Origin of the sequence: Gordonia sp. PDNC005 (assembly GCF_016919385.1) — a bacterium.
Taxonomy (GTDB): domain Bacteria; phylum Actinomycetota; class Actinomycetes; order Mycobacteriales; family Mycobacteriaceae; genus Gordonia.
This window is the reverse complement of sequence record NZ_CP070351.1, coordinates 3,915,175-3,939,889: the sequence shown is the minus strand read 5'-3', so window position 1 is coordinate 3,939,889 and position 24,715 is coordinate 3,915,175. Positions and strand designations below refer to the sequence as shown.

Annotated in this window: 23 protein-coding genes; 10 read left to right on the top strand and 13 right to left on the bottom strand. The window is 67.3% G+C overall.

Going from position 1 to position 24,715, the window contains the following annotated elements:
- Positions 1-2: 2 nt before the first annotated feature.
- The 10 genes from JVX90_RS19010 to JVX90_RS18965 form a co-directional block, all read right to left on the bottom strand.
- A complete protein-coding gene (locus JVX90_RS19010) occupies positions 3-944 on the bottom strand; it encodes an LLM class flavin-dependent oxidoreductase (protein ID WP_205330206.1) in 942 nt (313 codons plus the stop codon).
- Positions 941-2,059, bottom strand: coding sequence for a hypothetical protein (locus JVX90_RS19005; RefSeq protein WP_205330205.1), 1,119 nt, complete (start codon positions 2,057-2,059; stop codon positions 941-943). Before JVX90_RS19005 ends, JVX90_RS19010 begins: the two co-directional genes overlap by 4 nt.
- Positions 2,056-3,210: an insulinase family protein gene (locus JVX90_RS19000; RefSeq protein WP_205330204.1), complete on the bottom strand. Its 1,155-nt coding sequence runs from the start codon at positions 3,208-3,210 to the stop codon at positions 2,056-2,058. Before JVX90_RS19000 ends, JVX90_RS19005 begins: the two co-directional genes overlap by 4 nt.
- The gene (locus JVX90_RS18995) at positions 3,207-4,169 is read right to left on the bottom strand and encodes a T3SS effector HopA1 family protein (protein WP_205330203.1); all 963 of its coding nucleotides are present in this window, start codon (positions 4,167-4,169) and stop codon (positions 3,207-3,209) included. Before JVX90_RS18995 ends, JVX90_RS19000 begins: the two co-directional genes overlap by 4 nt.
- Positions 4,159-5,208 (bottom strand): class V lanthionine synthetase subunit LxmK, encoded by a 1,050-nt coding sequence (gene lxmK, locus JVX90_RS18990; RefSeq protein ID WP_205330202.1) that lies wholly within the window; start codon positions 5,206-5,208, stop codon positions 4,159-4,161. Before lxmK ends, JVX90_RS18995 begins: the two co-directional genes overlap by 11 nt.
- Positions 5,205-6,602 (bottom strand): flavoprotein, encoded by a 1,398-nt coding sequence (locus JVX90_RS18985; RefSeq protein WP_205330201.1) that lies wholly within the window; start codon positions 6,600-6,602, stop codon positions 5,205-5,207. The genes lxmK and JVX90_RS18985 overlap by 4 nt, the downstream gene beginning before the upstream one ends.
- Complete coding sequence (locus JVX90_RS18980; protein WP_205330200.1) at positions 6,599-7,594, bottom strand: methyltransferase; 996 nt, start codon at positions 7,592-7,594, stop codon at positions 6,599-6,601. Before JVX90_RS18980 ends, JVX90_RS18985 begins: the two co-directional genes overlap by 4 nt.
- Positions 7,595-7,690: 96 nt before the next feature.
- Positions 7,691-7,861, bottom strand: a complete 171-nt coding sequence (locus JVX90_RS18975; protein WP_205330199.1) for an LxmA leader domain family RiPP — start codon at positions 7,859-7,861, stop codon at positions 7,691-7,693.
- Positions 7,862-7,863: 2 nt separating this feature from the next.
- The gene (locus tag JVX90_RS20640; RefSeq protein WP_240193965.1) at positions 7,864-8,067 is read right to left on the bottom strand and encodes an LxmA leader domain family RiPP; all 204 of its coding nucleotides are present in this window, start codon (positions 8,065-8,067) and stop codon (positions 7,864-7,866) included.
- Positions 8,040-8,198, bottom strand: a complete 159-nt coding sequence (locus tag JVX90_RS18965; protein WP_008380418.1) for an LxmA leader domain family RiPP — start codon at positions 8,196-8,198, stop codon at positions 8,040-8,042. Before JVX90_RS18965 ends, JVX90_RS20640 begins: the two co-directional genes overlap by 28 nt.
- A 470-nt stretch (positions 8,199-8,668) precedes the next feature.
- Between JVX90_RS18965 and JVX90_RS18960 the strand changes: the two genes are divergently transcribed.
- From JVX90_RS18960 to JVX90_RS18945, 4 genes are read left to right on the top strand one after another with little or no spacing between them, the layout of a single operon-like run.
- On the top strand, positions 8,669-8,920 hold the full coding sequence (locus JVX90_RS18960) for a helix-turn-helix transcriptional regulator (protein ID WP_008380420.1): 252 nt from the start codon (positions 8,669-8,671) through the stop codon (positions 8,918-8,920).
- On the top strand, positions 8,917-9,510 hold the full coding sequence (locus tag JVX90_RS18955; protein WP_205330198.1) for a hypothetical protein: 594 nt from the start codon (positions 8,917-8,919) through the stop codon (positions 9,508-9,510). The genes JVX90_RS18960 and JVX90_RS18955 overlap by 4 nt, the downstream gene beginning before the upstream one ends.
- Positions 9,507-10,415 (top strand): ATP-binding cassette domain-containing protein, encoded by a 909-nt coding sequence (locus JVX90_RS18950; RefSeq protein WP_205330197.1) that lies wholly within the window; start codon positions 9,507-9,509, stop codon positions 10,413-10,415. The genes JVX90_RS18955 and JVX90_RS18950 overlap by 4 nt, the downstream gene beginning before the upstream one ends.
- Entirely contained in the window at positions 10,412-11,599 is a 1,188-nt protein-coding gene (locus tag JVX90_RS18945) for an ABC transporter permease (RefSeq protein WP_205330196.1), read from the top strand. The genes JVX90_RS18950 and JVX90_RS18945 overlap by 4 nt, the downstream gene beginning before the upstream one ends.
- A 75-nt stretch (positions 11,600-11,674) precedes the next feature.
- Here JVX90_RS18945 and JVX90_RS18940 read toward each other — a convergent pair whose 3' ends face one another.
- Positions 11,675-12,037 (bottom strand): MerR family transcriptional regulator, encoded by a 363-nt coding sequence (locus JVX90_RS18940; RefSeq protein WP_205330195.1) that lies wholly within the window; start codon positions 12,035-12,037, stop codon positions 11,675-11,677.
- A gap of 68 nt (positions 12,038-12,105) precedes the next feature.
- On the opposite strand from JVX90_RS18940, the gene JVX90_RS18935 reads away from it, so the two are divergent.
- Complete coding sequence (locus JVX90_RS18935) at positions 12,106-12,672, top strand: alpha/beta hydrolase (protein ID WP_205330194.1); 567 nt, start codon at positions 12,106-12,108, stop codon at positions 12,670-12,672.
- Between the two features lie 118 nt (positions 12,673-12,790).
- On the opposite strand, the gene JVX90_RS18930 is transcribed toward JVX90_RS18935, so the two are convergent.
- Together JVX90_RS18930 and gltB are read right to left on the bottom strand one after the other, a co-directional pair.
- A complete protein-coding gene (locus JVX90_RS18930; RefSeq protein ID WP_205330193.1) occupies positions 12,791-14,245 on the bottom strand; it encodes a glutamate synthase subunit beta in 1,455 nt (484 codons plus the stop codon).
- Entirely contained in the window at positions 14,238-18,878 is a 4,641-nt protein-coding gene (gene gltB / locus JVX90_RS18925; protein WP_205332502.1) for a glutamate synthase large subunit, read from the bottom strand. Before gltB ends, JVX90_RS18930 begins: the two co-directional genes overlap by 8 nt.
- Before the next feature lie 209 nt (positions 18,879-19,087).
- Here gltB and JVX90_RS18920 point away from each other — a divergent pair, with 209 nt between their 5' ends.
- The 5 genes from JVX90_RS18920 (at position 19,088) to JVX90_RS18900 (ending at position 24,685) form a co-directional block, all read left to right on the top strand.
- A complete protein-coding gene (locus JVX90_RS18920; protein ID WP_205330192.1) occupies positions 19,088-20,080 on the top strand; it encodes an alpha/beta hydrolase in 993 nt (330 codons plus the stop codon).
- A gap of 78 nt (positions 20,081-20,158) precedes the next feature.
- On the top strand, positions 20,159-21,673 hold the full coding sequence (locus tag JVX90_RS18915) for an acyl-CoA synthetase (RefSeq protein WP_205330191.1): 1,515 nt from the start codon (positions 20,159-20,161) through the stop codon (positions 21,671-21,673).
- A gap of 59 nt (positions 21,674-21,732) precedes the next feature.
- Positions 21,733-22,482, top strand: a complete 750-nt coding sequence (locus JVX90_RS18910) for a hypothetical protein (RefSeq protein ID WP_205330190.1) — start codon at positions 21,733-21,735, stop codon at positions 22,480-22,482.
- A 40-nt stretch (positions 22,483-22,522) separates the two neighbouring features.
- Positions 22,523-23,125, top strand: coding sequence for a DUF937 domain-containing protein (locus JVX90_RS18905; RefSeq protein WP_205330189.1), 603 nt, complete (start codon positions 22,523-22,525; stop codon positions 23,123-23,125).
- A 108-nt stretch (positions 23,126-23,233) separates the two neighbouring features.
- A complete protein-coding gene (locus JVX90_RS18900; RefSeq protein WP_205330188.1) occupies positions 23,234-24,685 on the top strand; it encodes a catalase in 1,452 nt (483 codons plus the stop codon).
- The last annotated feature ends 30 nt before the right edge of the window (positions 24,686-24,715 follow it).

Here is a 24,715-nt window from a genome sequence, read left to right as displayed (position 1 = left end):
GCCTAGCCCTCGTCGAGAATCGCTTCAAGGTCGGCGAGGGCGGCGGCAGGTCCCTCGGTCAGGTAGACGCCGCCGACATTCACCGCGACTTCGTCGACCCCGGCGTCGCGATACGCCTGAAGGCCGGCGGCGATCTCTGACGCGGTCCCGGTGAGCACCACATCGTGGTCGAGCAGTTCCTGCGAGCCACGCGCCGGATCTGCAGCGTCGACGGGAACACCCGCGGCGTTGAGCATCCCGACATAATGCGGAAGCGACAGGTGCGCCCCCACCACCGCTTGAACGGTCTTCGCCAGGTCTCGTCCCGGACGCGCCACCGCGCAGTGAACAACCGCCGAGACAGACGGCGTGCGGTCAGCCGGCGCGGTGTCCGCCATGATCGGCATGATCGTGCCCTTCAAGTACTCCAGCGGCGTGAGCCACGTGACCGCGACGTCCGCGAACTCTCCAGCGACTGCCGCCATTCGGCTCCCCAGAACCCCGACCCCGATGCGCACCGGCGGTGCATCCACCGGCGCGAGCACTGCGGGCCCACCGGGTCCGCCGAAGTCGTAACCGTGGCCGTCCAGCAGTCCCCGCATCGCAGCGAGGTACTCACGAGTGGCTCGCAGCGGTGATCGGTAGTCCACACCGATGCTGTCGCGAAACACTGTCGCCGCGGGGCCAACCCCTGCGATGAAGTCGTGCCCTGAGAGGAGCGCCGTCGATCGCGCGGCGGCGGCCGCCAGATACGGATGGCGCAGCGGCATCAACTCGACGCCCGATCCGAACGGCAACCCGTAGCCGAGGCCCGACAGGTACGCGAAGATGTCCTGGGTCTCGATCGCGAGCGATTGACCGCACCAAAGTCGTGCGGCGGAGTGGTCACGCGCCACTCGCGCAAACAGGATCGCGGCCCCGGTGTCGGCGGGCTGGAGCGGCAGGAACACGGAGTGTGCGGTCATCGAGTCCTCGAATCGTCGAACGTGGAAGGGGAGGCGACGCCTCGTCCGGACAGCACGGCTGCCCAGGTGCGTGACGAGAGCGAACGCGAATGTCGGCAGACGTCGTCGACATGCACCCGCGCCGCCGCGGCCGGTGCACTGACAACCAGATCTGCGGGCAGCCCGTTCACGACAAACGACAGCAGCGCGTCCGCCAGGCCGGGGGTTGTCGACGCCGCGACCGCGAACGCCCCGGCGACATGCCCGCGGGCGGCCTCCAGAAGTCCCGGCACGTGGAGACGGCGCGGTGCGTCGTCGAAGAAGGATGCGACCTCGTCGAGGATCAGATCAACCTCTCCCTCGCGCATCCCGACGCTGACTTGGATGAGTTGACGGCCGCCGTGGAAGCGCAGCGCGGCGTCGACGCTGTAGCTGGCGCCGAGTTGACGTCCGAGCCGGTCTGCGAGCGCGGCGCCGGCGAACCCGGCTACCGCCGCGACCAGCACCGAATTCGTCATCGACGTGGTCGGCGCTGTCGGCAGCAGGTGTGTGACGGTGAGTGACGGCACGTTCTCGGCGGCACACGTCAGCGGTGTCGGTGTCGGCGTCAGACCGACGACGAGCCGGCGCGCAGGGGCGGGGACGTCCCGCCCCAGAGCTGCGATCCGGGCCCGGCCCGAGTAGGTCAACCGCGGTGCGACCACGATCACCTCGCGTCGCGATTCCACGACGACACGCCATGCGGGGCGGTCGTCCCCTGTCAGCGCCGTGTCGTGAACGAACCGACGCCGGATCAGATCCGCGACGGACTCGTTCGCGGAAGCCGGGCCAGTCGTGTCCGGAACGTTCATCGTCGGGAGGTCGTCGACAGCGGCGTCGAGCTGTTCGGCCGCCCACACGATGTCGGCGGCGGGGGCGGTGCAGGTCGCGATGACCGTTCCATCGCGCCGAGCGAGACCGACCAGGAACCCGCGCATCGACAGCGCCGCGAAGCGGGAGCCGGACGCGACGGCGGTCAGCGCCGCGTCGACGTCCACGTCCTCCGGGAGATGGACCACGATGTGCACCACACCGAGGTCGTCGCCCGGCCCGATTGCGACGACGACATGTCGGTCGACGTCGACGTGTGGGGTCATCGGAGCGCCCCGAGCAGGTCGTTCGCCGCTGCGGCGACGTTGTTCTCGTCCACGCGAGCCAGCGCGCTCGACAGGCGGTCCTCCAGATCCGGCCGGCCGGTCAGAAGCAGACCTCGGGCAGACGAACGGGCCCGCGCAACAGGTACCTGGTGTGCTCCGCCGTGCAGGAGTCGCGCGCGCGTACGCGCCCGGTCGAGTGGCGACGGCCCGCCGACCCTGTCCACGACGGCAGTCAACGCGGAGACCAACCGCTCGAGCGCCCCGGTGCGGTCGGCCGAAGCAGCACGGACGGCGACGATGTCGGGGGCGTCCGCGGTGAACGGACCGTGCCGACCGACCGTCGCCGCCAGCCGATGCTCGGCGAGCATGAGTCCAAGAATCATGTGCGCCGCGGTCTCCACCGCACCTCCCGGTGCCAGGACAGATGCGGCCACGACCTCACCGTCGGCGATCGTGCGCGAGGTCAGCGCCGCTGGTCGCGGGGCTTCGGCCACCGTCGGCCGGGCCGCTCCCCCGATGGGGAGTTCGGCGAACGCCGTGAGCACACGATCGGCGAGGATGTGGGCGTCCTCCGGGCCCACCACGCCGATCACGGTGCCATCCGAGCCGTAGTTCCGCGCATGAAACGCACCGACGGACGCCGCATCCAGGGCGCCGAACCCGTCGCCGCTGCCGAATCCGTCGCGAGTGAGTTCTGGAGGCAGTCCGTGGGCCCGCAGTTGATCGGTCCACGCCGGGTCTGGAGAACTGTGACCTGCGGCGACAGTGGCGACTTCATGAAGGACGATGTCCCGTTCACGGTCGATCCTCCCGTCGTCGAACAGCGGGTTGAGCATCCGCTCGGCTTCCAACCGCAGCACGTCGTCGACCGACGACGCGGGTGCGGCACAGAAGAACTCAGTGGTGTCGGGCAGCGTGTTGGCGCCGTACACCCCGCCGACCGCGGCGAGTGCCCGTGCGTGCTCCGTCTTTCCCCGTCCGCCGTGATACATCGTGTGCTCGGTCAGATGTGCGAGCCCGTCCGCTCCGACCGGATCGGATCGGTACCCGACCCCGACACACACCGAGATCGCGACGGTGCCGACGTTCCTCGACTCGGCGACCACCCGCAGTCCACCGTGCCCCGATCGGACCACTCGATCGCCCGTCACACCGGTATCCCAACGCCTGCAACAGCGGGTGAACCGAGATTCCGCGCCAGGGACGACGGGTCGATGTTGGCGCCGAGCAGCTCTCCGACAACTCGCGACCTGCGTTCGTCGCGAGAGTCACCCGCGAGGGCCGCTGCCACGAGCGCGTGGCCGATCACTCGGCTCCGATGCTGCCCGAAACTGAGTCCGGCGTGGTCTGGCCTCGGGTCCCGCGGCTCGAACGCCACGCCGATCCCCGACGCCGGTCGATGCACGTAGTGCGACGTCTCGCCGGACGCCACACCCGATGCGTCGAGCTCGCGGATCAAGCGTGGAAGGCCGCCCCACCCGGTGGAGTCCAGGTACACGACGAGTCCGTCGGTGCGCGGGTAGTGCGCCGGGTTCGACAGCACCTTCGCCTGCCAGCCGTACGACGCCGGACCGAGGTGATCGAGCAGCAGTGACCACGCGCGGACTCCCGCCTCCTCATCGGCCAGCCCGATGTACAGCCGGAGCAACGGGCCGGACAGCGGGCGTTCCCCCGGTGCCGCTCTGACCAGGAAGAATCCCGGGGACAAGGCGGGTCGAGACGCGGGGGTCCGCAGTGTCTGGATACCGCGGTCGGTGACGACCGACGCCAGTTGATCGACGGTCAGCGCCACCCGCACGCCCGCGATAAGGGCGACTCCCCCGGTGTCCGTCCGCTCCACGACGTCGACACGATGGCATGTCGTGACGTCGGCCGCCGGTTCGGCGAGACGCCGCTCGAAGCCGAAGTCACGGAGATGGGAGAAGTCGTCGTCCACGTCGTCGGTGATCTTCCGGGCGTGGAAGCGTTCGTAGAGAGCCCCCGCCATCCGTCCCTCCAACTCGCGTGCGCTGGCGGCTTCGAGCACCGTTCCGCCGACGTCTGCACGACGACCATCCGGGTCGACGGTCACTGCGTCGAGCACTGCTTCGCATCCGGGATCAATGTGCATGCGCCGACTCCGACAGCAGGTCGAGGAACCCCGACGGTTGGACGAGGATCGTGCGGCCGATGCCTGCGGCGCCACGGGTCACCGCATCGATCAGGTTGGCACGCTCGGACATCACCAGCATCCGGTCGAGCATGTGCCAGCCTGCGAACCGCATGATCCGTTCACCGGTCCGCGCGTCGACCTCGCCGCCGTGCTCTCGGTACGCCGCCATGAATGCCGCGATCAGCGGCCGTCGCTCCTCCACCGCCGACGACCCCTCGGCGAGGATGTCGGCGTGTCCGACCACTGCCCCGTACGGCAGATGTTCCGCGAGGCGGCCCGGAATCCCGATCACCGCCGTGTACAGCAGTTCACCGACAACCGCACCGAGGTCACGGGCGGGATCGCCGATGCGGACGTCCTCGAAGTCGGTGAGCAGCACATCGTCGCCTTTGACCAGGAACTGATCGAGGCGCAGGTCGCCGTGCACGACGACGGTGCGGTAGTCCTCCCGGTGCTCGACGCGACGCAGAGTCGCGATCGCCTCGACGATCTCCGGATCGCCTTGCATCAGTCGCCACATCTCGAGTTCGGCCCCGGTCGCACCGAGGAACATCTCCAGCGGCATCGCGTCGAAGAGCAGGTCCGGCGGCATCGCATAGCGGTGGCGGCGGATGCCGACAGGTTCGACGGCGTGCAGTTGCGCCACCAGTGCGCCCATCGCCGCCGCATGGTGAGGCCCGAGTCGATCCTCACGCGCCGCCAGGGTGGCCGTCTCCACGCCCTCGATGTACTCGTACACCGCGATCCCGAGTTCGGCGTCGTCGAGGATCAGGTTCGGGCGTCGCGGCACTGCACTCCCGGTCGCCTCGAACGCATGGTTTCGATCGAATCGTTCACCGCCGGGGTCACGTTGAAACCACTTCACGAACAGTCGCTGCCCGGTGGTGGCGAGTCCGTGGAAGTTCTTGTTGCGCCCGAGGCTGGTCTCGACGGCACCGTCGAAGGCGCCGAGCCCCAACGCGGACAGTCGTTCGTCGACGGCGGCGAGGTCCCTCATCGGGAGTCTCCGTTCTCCAGTAGGTACCGGATCATCCGGTGGTAGCGGTCGAACTCCGTCGTCGACCAACCGACGTACACGATGTAGTCGTGCAGGTGCAGGGCGATGCGGACTGCGGCGAGGTCGGCCACCGACGTTCGGCCGGACCCGCCGTATCCTGCGAGGAACGCGTCGACGTGAGCCGTCCATCCGCTGTCCGCGCCGTCGAAGGTGAGTCCGTACTCGACGAGTTCGCCGACCACCCACAGCAGATCGGTGTCGGCAGGCGCCACCGCGACGTCTTCGCCGGTCAGCAGCAACGGGCGTTCGCCGGCGAGCACGACCGAGCCGAGTGTCGGAGCGCCGTGGCAGAGTACGGATGGCGCGTCGAGCAGGGCCGAGACGACGGTCCTCAGCCCCGCCGCGACGTCTCCGGGCAGCACGTTCAGGCGTTCGCGTGCCACCCTGGCTGTCGGCGCGAGCCCGCGCCCGTCGAGCCAGTTGACGAGCCTGTCGACTCCCCTCGTGGACCCGCGAATGATGTTCTCCGGGGTAGGGGTGCTGTGCAGCTCGCGCAGCGAGGCGCCGACGGCTTCGAGGACGGCGGGGGCGACGGCGCTCGGACCGTCGTCGATCAGTGCGCCCGCCACGCTTCGGGGCGCGGGTGCCGTATAGACGCGGCTGTCTTCGACGGCCGACCCGAGGAGCAGACCGTCGGGCATCCACCGGCGCACCGCCGCGAACTCCGGCGACGAGTGTGCGGTGAACGGCGCTGGCGCCGCGGTGCCCGGAGTCCGCGTCCAGGTCCAGCCGCCGCTGTCGGCGTCGTCGATCTCGGTGCGCAGCAGGTCCGTCTGCAACACGGTCCGGCCCACCCGCTCCGGGTCTGGTTCGACAAGTGCGACGGCCGCGGTGAAGTCCCCCGGCGCCCACGAGGTGAGTGTCGGATCGTGTTTGCTCACGCCGGGCACGGGCGAGAGGACCGTCGCGGAGCCGCGCTCCTCTAGCGTCGTCCACGACCGGACCAGACCCGGCGAGGCCAGTCCGCCCGGCGGTAGGCCCGGTGCTACGACAACCGGCGCGGTGCTGAGAGCGATAGTCAGCAGTGACGGTCGGTCGACACGGTCGGACGCCAGGTCCGCGAGGTAGTTCTGCGACGCCGGGTACACGATCACGCCGTCGGCCCAGGCGGCGTACTCCACGTGCACCGGCCTGTCGTCGACCGCGTCCCACGCGTCGACAAGAACCTCGTCGACGACTGCCGACGCGAGACTCGCCGGGGTGACAAATCGTCGTGCGCCCTCGGTCACCAGCACTCTGACCCGGTGGCCGGGGCGGTGCATCGCGATCCAGTTGATCCAGTAGGGCACGTGGGCGGCGGTCGCAGAACCGGTGACGACCAGCAGCAGCTTCACGGCGCGACGAACTCGATGACCGACCTGGCGGGCGTCTCGGCGAGGACCGTGCCGTCGACGAATCCCGCTCGGCGCCCGAGTTCGAGTAGTTCTGCCGTTTCGCGGACGGGCACGGTGACCATCGCGCGGTAGTACAGCTCTTCGCGGGCCGTCCCAGCACGCAGTGTGACCTCGCTGAGGATGAACCGGGCACCGTCGCGTTGCGCCGCTTCCCGGCAGCGCCGCAACAGGGCAACTGCCTGCTCATCGGCCCAATCGGCGAGCACCGCGGACATGACGAAGACGTCGCCTCGTGGCACGATCTCGTCGAAGTACGACTGATCGACGACACTGACACGGTCGGCGTTGTGACCGCGCGCATTGAGCTGGGCGCTGGCCTCGGCGACGAGCCCCCGATCGAGAAGCACGCCGACCGCCTCGGGCGCCGCGTCGAGAATCCGGTTCAACAGTTGCCCTCCGCCGCCACCGATCTCGACGACAGCCGCGGCGCTGGACCAGTCGACGGCGTCGATGAGGACGTCCTCGTCGTACTCTGCGGTGCCGCGGGCGAGTTCCGCTTCGATTGTCGGCAGGTTCGCACGGTCGCGGCTGAGCGCAGTCCAGAAGTCCTCCCCGAACAGACCGAGGGCGGAGACCCGTCCGGTCTCGAGGGTGTGGTCGAGGGCGACGAGAGACTTGGTGGCGAATCCGAGCATGCCCGTCAGCGATAGTCCGTCCTCCGCGGTGGCGAGGATCGCGCCGATCTCGGTGGGTGCGGGAGCGCTGGGGTCGCCGTCGAGGATGCCTATCTCGCCGAGAAACCGGACGAGGATGCCGAGGACGTCGCCGTCGAGTCCACGGTCGGCGGCGATCTCCGCGACCGTCTGACCGGCGGCGAGACCACTGACGACACGGTGGGTGGCCGCGGCCCGGATGGCGATGGGCGTGATGATGTCCGACATCGCGAGCAGCTTGCTCACTGCGTCGGGCCGAACGGCCGTCTCTGTCGTCATGTCGATCTCGTCCTTTCGATGGTTGAGTACGATCACGGTCGTGTGCGGGGGCGGCGTGGCTCCGCCCCCGCACACTCCGATCAGGTGTCGATCAGGTCAGCAACCGTGGTCGATGGTGGCCGCGACGGAGACTCCCGCCGACGCCGAACCCACCGAGAGCAGGCTGACGGTGATCGTCGGGGTGATGGCGGGCACCGCTGCTGCCGCCCCCGCGAACTCGTCCGCCGAGGCGAAGGTCCGGTAACCGGCGATGAGCTTCTCGTTCATGATCAGCAGCCGATCGTGTAGGTGGTGGCGCCGCTGGTGAACGATGCGACCGACAGGGTCGAGATGGGGGTCGCGGGGGTCGGAGAGATGGCGGGAGTGTCGATCGATGCTGCCGCACCGGCGAACTCGTCGGTCGAGGCGAAGGTCTGGTAGCCGGCGATGAGCTTCTCGTTCATGATCAGCACCCGTGCTCGTTGGTCTGCCATCCCGACACTGCGGACGCGACGGAGACGGTGATGGTGATGGTCGGGGTGATGGCCGGGGTTGCAGCCGAGGCCGCGCCGAACTCGTCGGCGGAGGCGAACTGCCGGTAGCCGGCGATGAGCTTCTCGTTCACGAATTGCCTTTCCTGGTGTGCGATTCCGCGACCGGTGATGCGAGTGTCGCGGGGATCCGTCCGATCCAGGGCGTGAGCCTATCCACCGAACAAACGACTGGCCATGGCTCGCAGAATGCCCTTTCGGCACTTGCCGAGGTGTGCTCCGAGGCCCGCACCCGACCTGCCCGACGGCAATGAAGTGCCAGGCCAGGTCGTTTTCTCTGGCACGTTTTTGCACTCGGTCACGGCTTCGACTCACAGTGAGTCGACCTTCCGTACAGACTCCGAACGCCAACAATTCATTCGTATTTGACACAACCGACATTCCCCATGGATTCCGCGATTCGGAATAGATCTCCCGCTTGTCGGAACGACCGAGGTCAGAGCGATGGTTGCAGCTGGAAGAATCCACGACCTCACGTCGACGACACCTCTCTCGACGCTGCACGATTCTTGACATGTTGTTGTGAATTCACAATGATCGTGTCATGTCAGCCCGCCAACGCAGAGCGATTCACAACCGAATCGCCGTCCTGCGCACCGAGCGGAGAATGTCCCGAGCCGAACTCGCCCGACGAATCGACGTGAACGTCCAATCGGTCGGGTCCATCGAACGCGGCGACTACTACCCCAGCCTCGACTTGGCCATGCGAATCTGCGAGGTGTTCGACCTCCCCGTCGAAGCGGTCTTCTCCCGGACAGAGTTCGCCCCGCTGTCGGCCCAGGTGTACCGAGGGTGACTCGCGAGCCGTTCTGGCGGCGATGGGAACAGTGGCGCGCGGACTACTACAGCGCCGACCTCGCGCGGCACGGTCCCCGCTTCGAAGCGTGGCGGACTCGACGGCGGTGCCGGCAGGTCGCGGCGGCCGTGACGGTGCTCATCGTCGCCGCCGGCTGCGCTTCCGTCGGCGTCATCTGGTGGTTCGGGTTCCTCATCCTATGGCTGATCCTCGTACTGGCGGCCATCGCCGGCACACTCTGCCTGCGCTACATGACCGGCGGCGGCGCGGACGGCCCCCAGCTCGTCCTCGACGAACGCCAGCTGGCCCGACGCAACGCCGCCCGGTCGCTCGGCCTCACCGTCAGCATCCCCCTGCTGGTCCTCCCGTACGGGATCCTCATCGGATCGGTCATCAACGCGGAGGACGGTCTGGTCCCGTACCAGGTCGTGTACTCGGCGGCGATCCTCATCTGGTGGGTACTGTGCGTCGCTCGCGCGGCGCCGTCCGTCCTGTACGCCTGGTGGCAGGAGGATCCCGACCTCGAAGACTCCGTCGACGCCCTGTTCGACGACACTCACGTACGCGACCTCAACGAAGGGAACCCATGACACCCATCGCCTCTGCCGGTCTGGAGGTGGCCGGCCTCGACAAGACGTTCGGCGACCTGACCGCGCTCACCGACATGACGTTCCAGGTCGCACCCGGCGAAGTGTTCGGCTTCGTCGGATCGAACGGCGCGGGCAAGTCGACCACCATGCGAATCATCTTGGGCGTCCTCGCCGCCGACCGCGGCGAGGTGCGCTTCGGCGGCACGTTGATCAACTCCGACACCCGACGACGCATCGGGTACATGCCGGAGGAACGCGGGCTGTACCCGAAGATGAAGGTCGGCCCCCAGCTCACGTACCTCGCTCGCCTGCACGGGCTGTCTGCATCCGAGGCCGCCGAGCGGACCGCCTACTGGACCGACCGGTTGGGCATCGCGACCCGAGTCGACGACGACGTCGCCGCCCTCTCCCTGGGAAATCAGCAGCGCGTGCAACTCGCCGCGGCCCTCGTCTTCGACCCCGACCTCCTCGTCCTCGACGAGCCGTTCTCCGGTCTCGACCCGGTGGCCGTCGACGTGATGAGCGAAGTGATCGTCGAAAAGGCGGCCGACGGCGTACCTGTGCTGTTCTCCAGCCACCAGCTCGAGCTGGTCCAGCGGCTGTGCGACCGGGTCGGCATCATCGCCAAGGGGCGGATGCGCGCGCTCGGAGCCGTTGACGATCTGCGCTCGGCAGGTGGACTCCGACTCCGCGTCGACGCGCCGTCGGCGCCCGTCGGGTGGGCCGACGGCGTCCCCGGGGTGATCAGCGCCGACTACGCCGAGACCACGGTCCTCCGAGTGGACGGCAACCACGACGATCAGGCGATCCTGTCCGCGGCGTTGGCGACCGGACCAGTCCACGGCTTCGTCTCCGAGACACCCGACCTGACCGAACTGTTCCGAGAGGTGGTCACCGCAGTATGAGCGCTCCAGAACCAGCGTCGTCCTGGACGACGATCCGCCTGATCGCGGCACGCGAGATCACCACGCGAGTCAAGACCCGTTCGTTCATCATCACCAACGTGATCATGCTGGTAGTGGCCGTCGTCGGCTGCCTGGTGGCATCGCAGTTCGTCGGCGACGACGACGCGAAGGTCGAGACCGTCGCCACGCAGGGAGTGAACCCTGAGACGAAAGCCGCCATCACCGCGACGGGCGAACAACTCGGCATCACCGTCCGGATCGTCGACGAAGCCGACGCTCGCGCCAAGGCCGCCGACGGCGACGTGACGGCAGCGATAGTCGCCCAGCCCGACGGCACACTGCGTGTGTTCTCGGAGGACACGCTCGACACGACAGTCGAGGCCGCGATCAAGAGCGGCGTCTCGTCCTCGGCCGTCGCAGCGGCGCTGGCCAAGGCCGGGGTCGACCCCGCGGATATTCAGCGGCAGACCACCGTGTCGGTGGAACGGACGAAAGACGTCCCGCCTGCGCAGGGTGAACGAGTCGCGCTCTCCTACGTCGGAACGATCCTGATGTTCCTCGTGATCTTCGGCGGCGGCATGGCAGTCGCAGTCGGGGTCGTCGAGGAGAAGGTGTCCCGCATCGTCGAGATCCTGCTCGCGACGGTGAAGCCCGCCCAGCTCCTGTGGGGCAAGATCCTCGGAATCGGGATCGTCCAGATCGCATCGACCCTGGTCCTCGCCGCCGTCGGGCTGGTGACCGCACGCGCCACCGGACTCCTCACGATCCCCGACGTCGCCTACTCGATGGTCGGCGTGTCGATGATATGGCTGCTCCTCGGCTTCCTGTTCTTCGCAGCGCTGTACGCCGCAACCGGCGCGATGGTGTCACGGCAGGAGGAGATCAACAGTGCCGCGTGGCCGCTGATGATCGTCGCCATGGGCGCCATGTACGCGGGAATCTTCGGCATCAGCGCTCCCGACTCCGGGGTGATGCGGGTGCTCGCCTGGATTCCGCCGTTCTCGTCGACCGTCGTCCCGATGCGCGTCGCGACCGGCTACGGCGACTGGGTCGAAGTGGCCGGATCAGCACTTCTGATGGCGCTGGTCACCGGTTTCGCGGTCTGGATCTCCGGTCAGATCTATCGCCGCTCGGTCCTCATGACCGGCTCCCGCGTCTCCTGGAAGAGAGCGTTGGGGAGGTAGCACCAGCCGTCCCGCCGACGAGACTTTCGCGTGTAGATCGTGACCCGTATGTGGTCACGATCTACACGCGAACTGTCAGGCGACTGAGTGGTCGGTCCCGGTCAGACGGTCGATGCCTGCTCGCGTCCGGTCGATGCGCGCGGCGTCGTCGTCGAGTCGCGCCGCCACCGCGTCCAACTGGCCGCGGAGTGCTGGGCACATCTCGACCGACGTCCCGTCGCTCCCCGACTCGACACAGTCCAGGTATTGCCGGATCGTCGCGGTGTTGAGGCCGGCCTCGATCATCAGGCGGATGCGTGCCACGGTGCCGATATCCTCGGGACCGTAGTCCCGGTACCCGCTCGACGTCCGCGACGGTTCGAGCAGCCCCGCGTCCTCGTAGTGCCGGAGCACTCGGGCTGTGACCCCGACATGCTCCGCGAACTCCCCTATCCTCATGGACTCCCCCGCATTCGCGCCGCTGTCGGCTTGACCTTCACGCCGACGTCAATCTCTACCGTCAGGGTATGACCGTCAACCGCGTGATCATCGTCCACGGCTTCGGAGCGGGAGTCGACGACCATTGGTTTCCCTGGCTCGCCGATGCCGTCGGCGCCGAGAGGATCGCCCTCCCCGAATCCCAGAACCCCCGCGAAGACCAGTGGACCTCCGCTCTGGTGAGCGCCTTCGGAACCGTCGACGAGACGACCGTGATCGTCGCGCACAGCCTTGGCTGCGTCGCATCTGTACGGGCATTGGGCGCGACGCTGTCCCCGAGTCATCGTCTCGGAGGGTTCGTGGCGGTGGCCCCGTTCGCGCGGATGCTGCAGCCAGTCGGCGAGCCCGACCTCGACGCCTTCATCGAGTCCGGCCTGCCCGCCTTCCTCTCGGGAATCGACGTGGCATCGGTCGGCCGCCAGATCATCGGCCGACACGTGCTCCGATCAGACAACGATCCGGTGGTCGACGCCGCCGCGTCGGACGAGTTCGCCGATCTCCTCGGGACGACGTCGCTCGTCGTTCCCGGCGCGGGTCACTTCCTCGCCGACGACGGAGTGACCCGTCTCGACACGGTCGCCCGACTCGTTCGCTGACCCCCGAAACGAATTTCGCGTGTAGATCGTGACCACATACGGGTCACGATCTACACGCGAACCTCTCGACTGCGCTCGAGGAACAAGAGATCGTCGCTCGAGGAGCGAGAGATCGTCGCTACCGCTGAGCGACCAGGGTCGGGACGATCGGCGCAGGAAGCAGCGTCGAGCCGGTGAGGTAGCGGTCGGCAGCAGAAGCGGCCGAGCGGCCCTCTGCGATCGCCCACACGATCAGCGACTGTCCGCGACCGGCGTCGCCTGCGACGAACACACCGGGCAGGCCGACGGCGCCGAAGTCGTCACCGCGAGCGACGTTGCCACGAGCGTCGTACGTCGCGCCCATCTTGTCGAGCAGATCGTTCCGCTCGGGTCCGACGAAGCCCATGGCCAGGAGGACGAGGTCCGCTTCGAGCTCGAAGTCGCTTCCCTCCACCTTCTGGAAACGGCCATTCACCATCGTCACCTCGTGCGCCTTCAGGCTCGTGACCTTGCCGTTCTCACCGGTGAACTCCTCGGTGTTCACGCTGTACACGCGCTCGCCGCCCTCTTCGTGGGCAGACGACACGCGGTACATCAGCGGGTACGTCGGCCATGGGGTCGACTCCGCGCGCGCGACAGGCGGCTTCGGCATGATCTCGAACTGGTGAACCTGCTTGGCGCCCTGGCGCAGCGACGTGCCGAGGCAGTCGGCTCCGGTGTCACCGCCACCGATGATGACGACGTTCTTGCCGGTGGCCGTGATCTGATCGTCGAGCGTGTCGCCGTGCTGGATCTTGTTGGCCTGCGGCAGGAACTCCATGGCCTGATGGATGCCGTCGAGCTCGCGGCCGGGAATCGGCAGGTCACGGCCGATCGTTGAACCGTTCGCAAGGATCACCGCGTCGAAATCGGAGCGGAGCTCGTCGACGGTCACGTCGACGCCAACGTTCACACCGGCGCGGAACACCGTGCCCTCCGCCTCCATCTGCTCAAGACGGCGGTCGATGAACCGCTTCTCCATCTTGAACTCGGGGATGCCGTACCGCATCAGACCACCGATGCGGTCGGCCCGCTCGAACACCGTGACATCGTGGCCCGCACGCGTCAACTGCTGCGCAGCAGCGAGACCGGCAGGTCCCGAGCCGACGACGGCGACCTTCTTGCCCGTCTTCTCCGACGGCAGGATCGGCGTGACCGTTCCCTCGTCGAACGCCTTCTCGACCAGCTCGACCTCGACCTGCTTGATCGTGACCGCGGGCTGGTTGATGCCGAGGACGCACGACGCCTCACACGGCGCCGGGCACAGTCGGCCGGTGAACTCCGGGAAGTTGTTCGTGGCGTGGAGACGATCGATTCCGGCGTCCCAGCGGTCCTTGTAGACCAGGTCGTTCCACTCGGGAATCAGGTTGCCCAGCGGGCATCCGTTGTGGCAGAACGGGACACCGCAGTCCATGCAGCGGCTGGCCTGTGTCTTGAGGGTGGACTTGTCGAAGTCGTTGTAGACCTCTTTCCAGTCCATCAGGCGCAGGTCGACGGGCCGACGGGTCGGCGTCTCGCGCTCGGTGTGCTTCAGAAAACCTCGGGTGTCAGCCACGAGCCGCCTCCATGATCGCGTCGTTCACATCTCGTCCGGTGCGCTCAGCGACATCGATGGCGATGAGCACTCTCTTGTAGTCGCGGGGCATCACCTTCACGAAGTGGCCCTGCTGGGTCGACCAGTCGGCGACGATCCTCGACGCGACCGTCGAGCCCGTCTCGTCCCGGTGTTCGGTCAACGCGTCCTTCAACACCTTGAGGTCGTCGTCGTCGAGAGACTCGAGGTCGACGAGTTCGGCATTGAGGTTCGCCTCGAAGGTGCCGTTCGGGTTGTAGACGTACGCGACGCCGCCCGACATGCCTGCGGCGAAGTTCCGGCCCGTCTCACCGAGCACAACAACTGTGCCGCCGGTCATGTACTCGCAGCCGTGGTCGCCCACCCCTTCGACGACCGCCTGGATGCCTGAGTTGCGGACACAGAAGCGTTCACCGGCGACACCGCGGAGGAAGATCTTGCCCGCGGTGCCACCGAAGCCGATGACGTTGCCCGCGATGATGTTCTCTTCCGCGACGAACTCGGACGGCGCGTTGCGCGGCGGCCGGACCACCAGCTTGCCGCCGGACAGACCCTTGCCGACGAAGTCGTTCGCGTCGCCCTCGAGTCGCATCGTGATGCCGCGCGGCACGAATGCGCCGAAGCTGTTGCCCGCCGACCCGGTCAGGTCGATGGACACGGTGCCCTCGGGCAGGCCCTGCGCGCCGTACGCCTTGGTGACCTCGTGGCCGAGCATGGTGCCGACCGTGCGGTTCACGTTGGTGATGGGCGAGGTGATGTGCACGCGGGTGCCCGAGTCGATCGCGGCGCGAGCCGACTCGATCAGCTCGTTGTCCAGTGCCTTGTCCAAGCCGTGGTCCTGCGTGCCGGTGCAGTACAGGTCCTGGTTCATGAACGGAGACTCCGGCATGGTCAGGATCGGCGTCAGGTCGAGCTTGCCCGCCTTGTCCCCGTTCCACCGCGCCAGCGCCTTGCGGGTGTCGAGGGCCTCGAACCGGCCGATCGCCTCCTGCAGTGTGCGGAAGCCGAGGCGCGCGAGCAGCTCGCGAACCTCTTCTGCGATGTACAGCATGAAGTTCTCGACGAACTCCGGCTTGCCGTTGAAACGCTCACGGAGCAGCGGATTCTGCGTCGCGACGCCCACCGGGCAGGTGTCGAGGTGGCAGACGCGCATCATGACGCAACCCGACACGACCAGCGGCGCGGTCGCGAAACCGAACTCCTCGCCGCCGAGGAGGGCGGCGATCATCACGTCACGACCGGTCTTCAGCTGGCCGTCCACCTGCACGACGATGCGGTCGCGCAGGCCGTTGAGCAGCAGCGTCTGCTGGGTTTCGGCGAGACCGATCTCCCACGGTGCGCCGGCGTGCTTGAGGGAGGTCAGCGGGCTCGCGCCGGTGCCGCCGTCATGACCGGAGATCAGGACGACGTCGGCGTGGGCCTTCGACACGCCCGCGGCGACCGTTCCCACACCCAGCTCGGAGACGAGCTTGACGTGGATGCGAGCCGACGGGTTGGCGTTCTTCAAGTCGTGGATCAGCTGTGCGAGATCCTCGATCGAGTAGATGTCGTGGTGCGGCGGAGGCGAGATCAGACCGACGCCCGGCGTGGAGCCGCGGACCTCGGCGACCCACGGGTACACCTTGTGCGGAGGCAGCTGACCGCCCTCGCCCGGCTTCGCGCCCTGCGCCATCTTGATCTGGATGTCGGTGCAGTTGCTCAGGTAGTGGCTGGTGACACCGAAGCGCCCCGAGGCGACCTGCTTGATCGCACTGCGTCGCCAATCGCCGTTCTCGTCGTGGCTGAAACGACGCGGATCCTCGCCGCCCTCACCGGAGTTGGAGCGACCGCCGAGACGGTTCATCGCGATGGCGAGCGTCTCGTGAGCCTCCGCCGAGATGGAGCCGTAGCTCATCGCGCCGGTCGAGAAACGCTTGACGATCTCGCTGGCGGGCTCAACCTTGTCGAGCGGGATCGGGTCACGGTCGCCGAAGTTGAAGTCGAACAGTCCGCGGAGGGTGCCGAGCTTGGTCGCCTGATCGTCGACGAGCTTCGTGTACTCCTTGAACACGCTGTACTGCCCGGTGCGGGTCGCATGCTGCAGCTTGAACACGGTGTCCGGGTTGAACAGGTGGTACTCGCCTTCACGGCGCCACTGGTATTCGCCGCCGACTTCGAGCTCACGGTACGCACGCTCGGTGGGACGATCGGTGAACGCGACGGCGTGACGACGAGCGACGTCGTCGGCGATCTCGTCGAGACCGATGCCGTCGAGCTGGCTGTTCAGGCCGGTGAAGAACTCGTCCACCACGTCCTGCGCGATGCCGATCACCTGGAACAGCTGGGCGCCGTTGTACGACGGGACCGTCGAGATGCCCATCTTGCTCATCACCTTGAGGACGCCCTTGCCCGCGGCCTTGATGTAGTTCGCACGGGCCTTGGCGAACCGAGCGGCGTGATCGAGATCCTCGGTGCCGGGCAGCACGAGCGCGCCGGACTCCAGCATGTCCTCGATCGACTCAAACGCCATGTACGGGTTGATGCCCGCGGCGCCGAAGCCGATGAGGAGCGCCATGTGGTGCACCTCGCGAGCGTCGCCGGACTCGATGACGAGGCTGGCACGCGTACGGGTCCGCTCGCGCACCAGGTGGTGGTGCACGGCAGAGGTCAGCAGCAGCGAGGGGATCGGAGCGAGAGTCTCGTCGCTCTCCCGGTCGGACAGCACGATGACGCGTGCGCCGTCGGCGATGGCGGCCGACACCTGGCTCCGGACGTCGTCGAGTGCCCGGCGCAGACCGGCGCCGCCTTCGGCGACCGGGTACAGGCCGTGGATGTGGACCGACGGGAATCCCGTCTTCTCGCCGTCGATGTCGACGAGGCGAGCGAGGTCGTCGTTGTCGAGGATCGGCTGACTCAGCACGATCTGCTTCGCGGAATCGGCAGTCGGATTCAGCAGATCGCGCTCACCGCCGATGCGGTGGCCGATGCTGGTGACGACCTCTTCGCGGATCGCGTCCAGCGGCGGGTTCGTGACCTGTGCGAACAGCTGCTGGAAGTAGTCGAACAGCATGCGCGGACGGGCCGACAGCACGGCGATCGGCGTGTCGGTTCCCATCGAACCCATGCCCTCGGCGCCCGTCGACGCCATCGGCGCGACGAGCAGATTGAGGTCTTCGTTCGAGTAGCCGAACACCTGCTGCCGCAGCGCGACGCGGTCGTGCGCCATGTGCTTGTGCGGCGGTGCGGGCAGATCCTCGAGGCGGACCTGGTTCTCGTCGAGCCACTGCTGGTAGGGGTGCTCTGCGGCGAGAGAGTCCTTGACCTCCTCGTCGGCGACGATGCGGCCCTGCGCGGTGTCGACCAGGAACATCTTGCCCGGACGCAGACGCGTGCGGGTGACGATGTCGGCGGGGTCGATGTCGAGGACGCCCACTTCGGAACCCAGCACCACCAGGCCGTCCTTGGTGACCCAGATGCGTGACGGGCGGAGTCCGTTGCGGTCCAGGACAGCGCCGATCACGGTGCCGTCGGTGAAGCACACGGACGCCGGTCCGTCCCACGCCTCGGTGAGCGCTGAGTGGTACTCGTAGAACGCGCGGTGTTCGGGCTTCATGGTCTCGCTGCGCTCCCACGCCTCGGGAACCATCATCAGGACCGAGTGCGGCAGGCTGCGACCGCCGAGGTGCAGCAGTTCCAGGACCTCGTCGAAACGGGCGGTGTCCGACGCACCCGGCGTGCAGACCGGGAAGATCTTCTCGAGGGCGCCTTCGCCGAAGGCATCGCTCTTGATGAGCGCTTCACGAGCGCGCATCCAGTTCTCGTTGCCGGTGACGGTGTTGATCTCACCGTTGTGGGCCACACGCCGGAACGGGTGTGCAAGCGGCCACGACGGGAACGTGTTGGTGGAGAAGCGCGAGTGGACCATGCCCAATGCGCTCTCGACTCGGTCGTCCTGCAGGTCGACGTAGAAGTCCCGCAGCTGCGGGGTGGTCAGCATGCCCTTGTAGACGAAGGTCTGGCCGGACAGGCTCGGGAAGTACACGGTCTCGCGGCCCGGACCGTCCTGGCCTGCGCCCTTCTGGCCGAGCTCGTACTGGACACGCTTGCGCACGACGTACGCCCGGCGCTCCAGTTCCATGGAATCGGCACTGGCCTGATTGCTCCCGCTCGCTTCGCTCCCGGCGAGCGCCAGGAAGATCTGGCGGAACGTGGGCATCGCGTCGCGGGCGAGGGCGCCGAGCGACCTCTCGTCGACGGGGACCTCGCGCCATCCGAGCAGGTTCAGGCCCTCCTCGCGGACGATCGCCTCGACACCCGCAACGGCCTCTGCCACGTCGGAGGCGGCCTGCGGCAGGAATGCGATGCCCGTGGCGTACGAGCCCTCCGACGGAAGCTCGAAGTCGGTGACCTCGCGCAGGAAGCGGTCCGGGACCTGAATCATGATGCCCGCACCGTCACCGGTGTTGGGCTCGGCGCCCGCGGCACCGCGGTGTTCGAGGTTCACCAGTGCGGTGATGGCCTTCTCGACGATGTCGCGGCTGCGGCGGCCGTGCATGTCGACGACAAACGCGACACCACAGGCGTCGTGTTCGTTGTTCGGGTCGTAGAGGCCAGTGGGCCCCGGCAAGTGCATCATGGGAACTGCCATTCCTGCACGCGACGCTGCGTACGGTTCGTACTTCGTGAGAAACCCGGTGCTCGACGCGATATGTGCGCGTCTCCGGGGATTCAGCGTCGTTGCTGGCCCCTTGCCGAACAGGCCGCAGCCATGTTTCGAGCAAGTTAAGTAGACCAATTGTTGCACGGTGGCGTCGGACAGCGCAAAACCCGGTTACAGTCCGATCTGTGAGCCTGCTCGAGAATCCCCCGACGTCGCGGGGTTCGCTCCGCGCCCGCGCGTTCAACGACTACGTCACGCTGGCGTCGCGGCCGATGATGGCTGTCCTCGGTCGCGGCGCAGTTGCTGCGCCGTCCCTGCTGACCGCCGCGCGGCCCGGCGTCAACCGCGGACTGTCCGCGGTGTCCCCTGTTCCACGTGGAACAAGGATCTCTCCAGTTCGCGAATGGTCGGGCACCGGGCGCGTGTACGGCGAATGGGTCCATGAGCACCCTGCCTTCGGCGGCCGGATCCCCGACCCCGCTACCGGGCGCAAGGTGATCTACTACCTCCACGGCAGCGGGTACGTGATCTGTTCCTCGCGGACCCACCGAGGCCTCGTTGCACGTCTTGGACGTCGGGCAGGCGTCGGATCCTTCTCCGTCGACTATCGCCTCGGACCCGAGTACCAGTGGCCGCTCGGCGGCGACGACGCGATCCGCGGCTACCGCTGGCTGCTGAACCAGGGGTTCGACGGCTCGCAGATCGTCGTCGCGGGCGACTCGGCAGGCGGCCACCTCGCCCTCGATCTCCTCGCGGCCAACCATCGCGACGGGCTGCCGCAGCCGTCCGCGATGGTGTTGTTCTCCCCGCTCTACGACCCGTCGTTCCAGATGGCGTGCGCGCTGGAGGACTCCGGCGTCAAGGACCCGATCATCAATGCCCACGCCGCACGTCACTTTCTGCGGATGTACACCGGAGACGCCGATCCCGACGACCCGCGCATGCGGGTGCAGCTCTCCCCCGACATGGATCTGCCGCGCACTCTCATCCAAGTCGGCGCCCGCGAAGTGATGGCCGACGACGCCCGCGCCATCCACCGCGTGATCACCGAGGCAGGCGGGACATCGACCCTCCAGGAGTGGCCCGGCCAAGGCCACGTCTTTCAGATGTTCCCGTACTTCACCCCGGAATCCCGCCACGCCGTCCACGAAGCCGCGTCCTTCATCGCCGACGCCTGACCCCCTCGAGCGTTCGATCTCCTCCGCGTCACACAGATCGCGCCAAACCGCCTCGCGCCGCTCGTGTTCGCTGGTTTCATGAATTACGTGGACGTCCGAGTAAATACGATCGATTCCCTTCTGCGCCGGTCCGCCGCGCGCACACCGAACACCGTTGCGGTGCGCTTCGCCGACCGCGACTGGACATATGCACAGCTCGACGCCGCCGTCACGCGCGCCGCGGCCCGGCTGACCGCCCTCGACCTCGAACCAGGGGCGCGTGTGGCCGCGTTCGGCGTCAACTCCGACGCGTACTTGATCGGTTTCCTCGGCACCGTCCGCGCCGGCCTGGTGCACGTGCCGATCAACTTCGCACTCAAAGCGGGTGAGCTGACGTACCTGCTCGACGACTCCGGTGCGTCCCTGGTGCTTGTCGACCCCGCTCTGCGCCCGACCCTCGACGAGGTGGCGGGCGACGTGCCGGTGATCTCGCTGCGCGATGCCGACGACAGCCTGCTCACATCGGCTTCCAGCGGCGAGGTCCCCACCCTGGACGTGACCGTCGCCCCGACGGACTTGGCTCAGCTGCTCTACACGTCGGGAACCACGTCGGCCCCCAAGGGCGCGATGATGACCCATCAGGCACTCGTCCACGAGTACGTGTCGTCGGTGATCGGCCTCGACTTCACCGCCGACGACGCCCCGCTCATCGCGATGCCGCTTTACCACTCGGCAGGCATGCATGTGTTCATGCTTCCGTACCTGTCGATCGGCGCGACCGTCTCCCTGATCGAGAAGCCCGACGTCGCCGAGGCTCTCCGGCTCATCGAGGAGCGGCGGATCGGCTCCCTGTTTCTCGCACCGACGGTCTGGGTGCCGCTCGCGAATCACCCTGACCTCGACACGCGGGACCTCAGCTCGTTGAAGAAGGCGCAGTACGGCGCGTCGATCATGCCCGTCACGGTCTTGAACCGACTCCGCGAGCGGTACCCGGACATCGGGTTCTACAACTGCTTCGGACAATCCGAGATCGGACCGCTGGCCACCATCCTGCGGCCGGAGGAGCACGCGGACCGGCCCGCGTCGTGCGGCCGACCGGCGTTCTTCGTCGAGACCCGCATCGTCGACGGCAACGGCGACGACGTTCCGATCGGCGAGTCGGGCGAGATCTGCTACCGCTCACCGCAGTTGTGCAGCGGCTACTGGAACAAGCCCGAGGCGACGGCGGAGGCGTTCGTCGACGGCTGGTTCCACTCCGGCGACCTCGTGACCAGTGACGATCAGGGGTACATCACGGTCGTCGACAGGATCAAGGACGTGATCAACACCGGGGGTGTGCTCGTGGCGTCCCGCGAAGTGGAAGACGCCGTCTACCTGCATCCGGCGGTCGCCGAAGTGGCCGTGATCGGCACACCCGACGAGAAGTGGATCGAAGCTGTCACCGCGGTGGTGGTGCTCAAGGACGGTGAGTCCGTGTCGGACGTTGACCTCATCGCATTCGTGAAAGAGCGGATCGCTCCGTTCAAGGTTCCGAAGTCGGTGGCGTTCGTTGACGAACTGCCGCGCAATCAGAGCGGCAAACTGCTGAAGCGAGAACTCCGGGCGAATGTCTGACAAGGGGTGAATTCAGGCCGAACAACCGGATAAGTCGACTTTCAGCTATCGTTCAGCACATGAGGTTCGGCGCGACTGACGATGATGCCATCGTGATCTCCCGGCAGGCCGTCGATTCAGGCGAGCCGTTGGCCGTCATGGTGTCGCTCACGGACTACCTCGACGGCTTGCGGCTCGCTCTGGTTCGGGAGACCGAGATCAACCCGGCGGCCCTGCAGCACCATGCTGTCGACTTCTACGTCACGAACGTCGCCAACGGTGGCCACGCTCAGTTCGAGCAGCACGCGAGCGAAGCCGACCTCGCGATCTTCCAACGTGTCGGCTCGGGCCTGGAGAGCATCGGCCACGCCCGCGCGATGGAGATCTGGGAGCGCTTCATGACGATCCACCGCAGTCGACCAGCGTCGCGCACCTCGGGTGACCTGCATGAACTCGACAGCGCATTCTTCGCTGTCTATTCCGAACTCGAACGTGCCAACACCGATTCGCTGTTGGCGCATCCAGATCTTGTGATCGTCGAGGCGTCCGAGATGGAGTCGGTGATCTCGAGCCGAGCGCAGCGCATGCACCCGCCCCTTGCCGAACGCCGCAGCCAGAGGTTCAACTCCGCGCCGGCGTACGAACAGGCCGCGATGACGTACTGCGACGAGAATCGTCTCCTCTTTCGGGGAGTGCTTGGCCGCCATCGGATCGACGAGCGCGGTCGTACCGGAACAGCTTGGGTGTACCGGGTCGCCGGAGGCGCCGACCGCGTGGTCCTCCTGTTTGACGACGGCACGGTTGAGCACCGTGCGAACATCGACGCATAGGGCCGCCGAGCGGGTCGCCCGCCAGCACGAAAGCAGGATCATGTCCGACTTGAACGACCTCATCAGCCGCCTCCCGATCGACGACCTCGCCGCACAGCTCGGCGCCGACCCGGCCGATGTCCGAGCAGCTGCCGAGCAGGTGGTGCCGACTCTCGTCGCCGGGGTGGCCGCCAAGAGCGACCGCGGAGAGGACGTCGACACCGCACTCGAAACTCAGGACTCGACACTGGCAGACGGCACGATCAATGCCGGTGACGTCGACGTCGCACAGGGCGAGCAGCTCGTGCAGTCGCTGTTCGGGAACGATGGCGGCGACGTCGCGCAGGCCGTGAGCGGAGCCGTCCCGGTGGCGGGCGTCGATCAGTCGCTGGTCAAGAAGCTCCTGCCGCTCCTCGCACCGATCGTCCTGAGCTACGTGCTCGGCAGGATGGGCGGCGGCAAAGCCTCCGGCGGCGGCCTCGGCGATGTTCTCGGCAGCATCCTCGGCGGCGGCAACACCGGCGGAGGAGACAAGGGCGGCGGGATCGACCTCGGCAGCGTCCTGGGCAGCGTGCTCGGCGGAGGAAACAAGGGGGCCGGTAACAAGGGCGGAGGGGACAACCCGCTCGGCGGAATCCTCGGCAGCATCCTCGGCGGGAAGTAGCTTCGCCTCCACAGACTGCTGCACGTCGTCCGAACGATCGATAGTGTCGGATGTGGGGTCGGGATCACTCGGCCCCACAGCCCACACTCAACCGCTCGGGAGGGTGACATGTCCGAGGAGACCACCAACTACACGACGACCGACTCCGGCGCTCCGGCCGGCAGCGACGAGCACTCGCTGACCGTCGGCCCGTCGGGACCGATCGTCCTGCACGACCACTATCTGATCGAACAGATGGCGCAGTTCAACCGGGAACGCATCCCGGAGCGCCAACCTCACGCGAAAGGCAGCGGGGCGTTCGGCACGTTCGAGACCACGTCCGACGTGTCGCAGTACACCTGCGCCTCCCTGTTCCAACCGGGTGCGACCACCGAAATGGTCGCACGCTTCTCCACCGTCGCGGGTGAACGAGGAAGCCCTGACACGTGGCGCGATCCGCGCGGTTTCGCGCTGAAGTTCTACACCGACGAAGGCGTGTACGACATGGTCGGGAACAACACGCCGGTGTTCTTCATCAAGGACCCGCTCAAGTTCCAGCACTTCATCCGGTCGCAGAAGCGTCGCGCCGACAACAACCTCCGCGATCACGACATGCAGTGGGACTTCTGGACGCTCTCACCCGAGTCGGCTCACCAGGTCACCTGGTTGATGGGCGATCGCGGCATCCCGAAGACGTGGCGGCACATGAACGGGTACAGCTCGCACACCTACCTGTGGGTGAACGCCGCGGGTGTGAAGCATTGGGTGAAGTACCACTTCATCTCCGATCAGGGCGTCGAGTTCCTGACGCAGGACGAGGCCGACCGCCTCGCCGGCGCCGACGGCGACCATCACGTCCGTGACCTGTTCGACTCCATCTCGTCCGGCGATCATCCGAGCTGGACGCTGAAGGTCCAGTTGATGCCGTTCGACGACGCGGCCGACTACCGGTTCAATCCGTTCGATCTCACCAAGGTGTGGCCGCACGGCGACTACCCGCTGCACGAGGTCGGGAAGATGACGCTGCACACCAATCCGACCGACAATCACGCCCAGATCGAGCAGGCCGCGTTCGAACCGAGCAACACCGTCCCGGGCATCGGATTCAGCCCGGATCGGATGCTCCTCGGACGCGTCTTCGCGTACGCGGACGCCCACCGCGCTCGGCTCGGCGCCAACTATAAACAGATCCCGGTCAATCGTCCGCACAACGAAGTCCGCAGTTACTCCAAGGACGGCGCAATGCGGATCGATCCGGTGAGCGACCCGGTCTACGCCCCGAACTCCAAGGGTGGACCTGCCGCGACCTACCCCGGCCAGGTCGAACCGCAGTGGGCCGCAGACGGCGACATCGTGCGGTCGGCGTACGTCGATCACGCCGAGGACGACGACTTCGGCCAACCCGGCACCCTCGTCCGCGACGTGCTCGACGACGCCGCACGTGACCGGCTCGCCGACAACGTCGCCGGACATCTCCTCGACGGAGTGAGCGAACCCGTCCTGCTTCGGGCGTTCGAGTACTGGCGCAACATCGACCCGGATCTCGGCGCGACGATCGAAGAACGGGTGCGCGCGGGCTGAGGCACACTGGACCGGTCCGTCCGCGTGGCG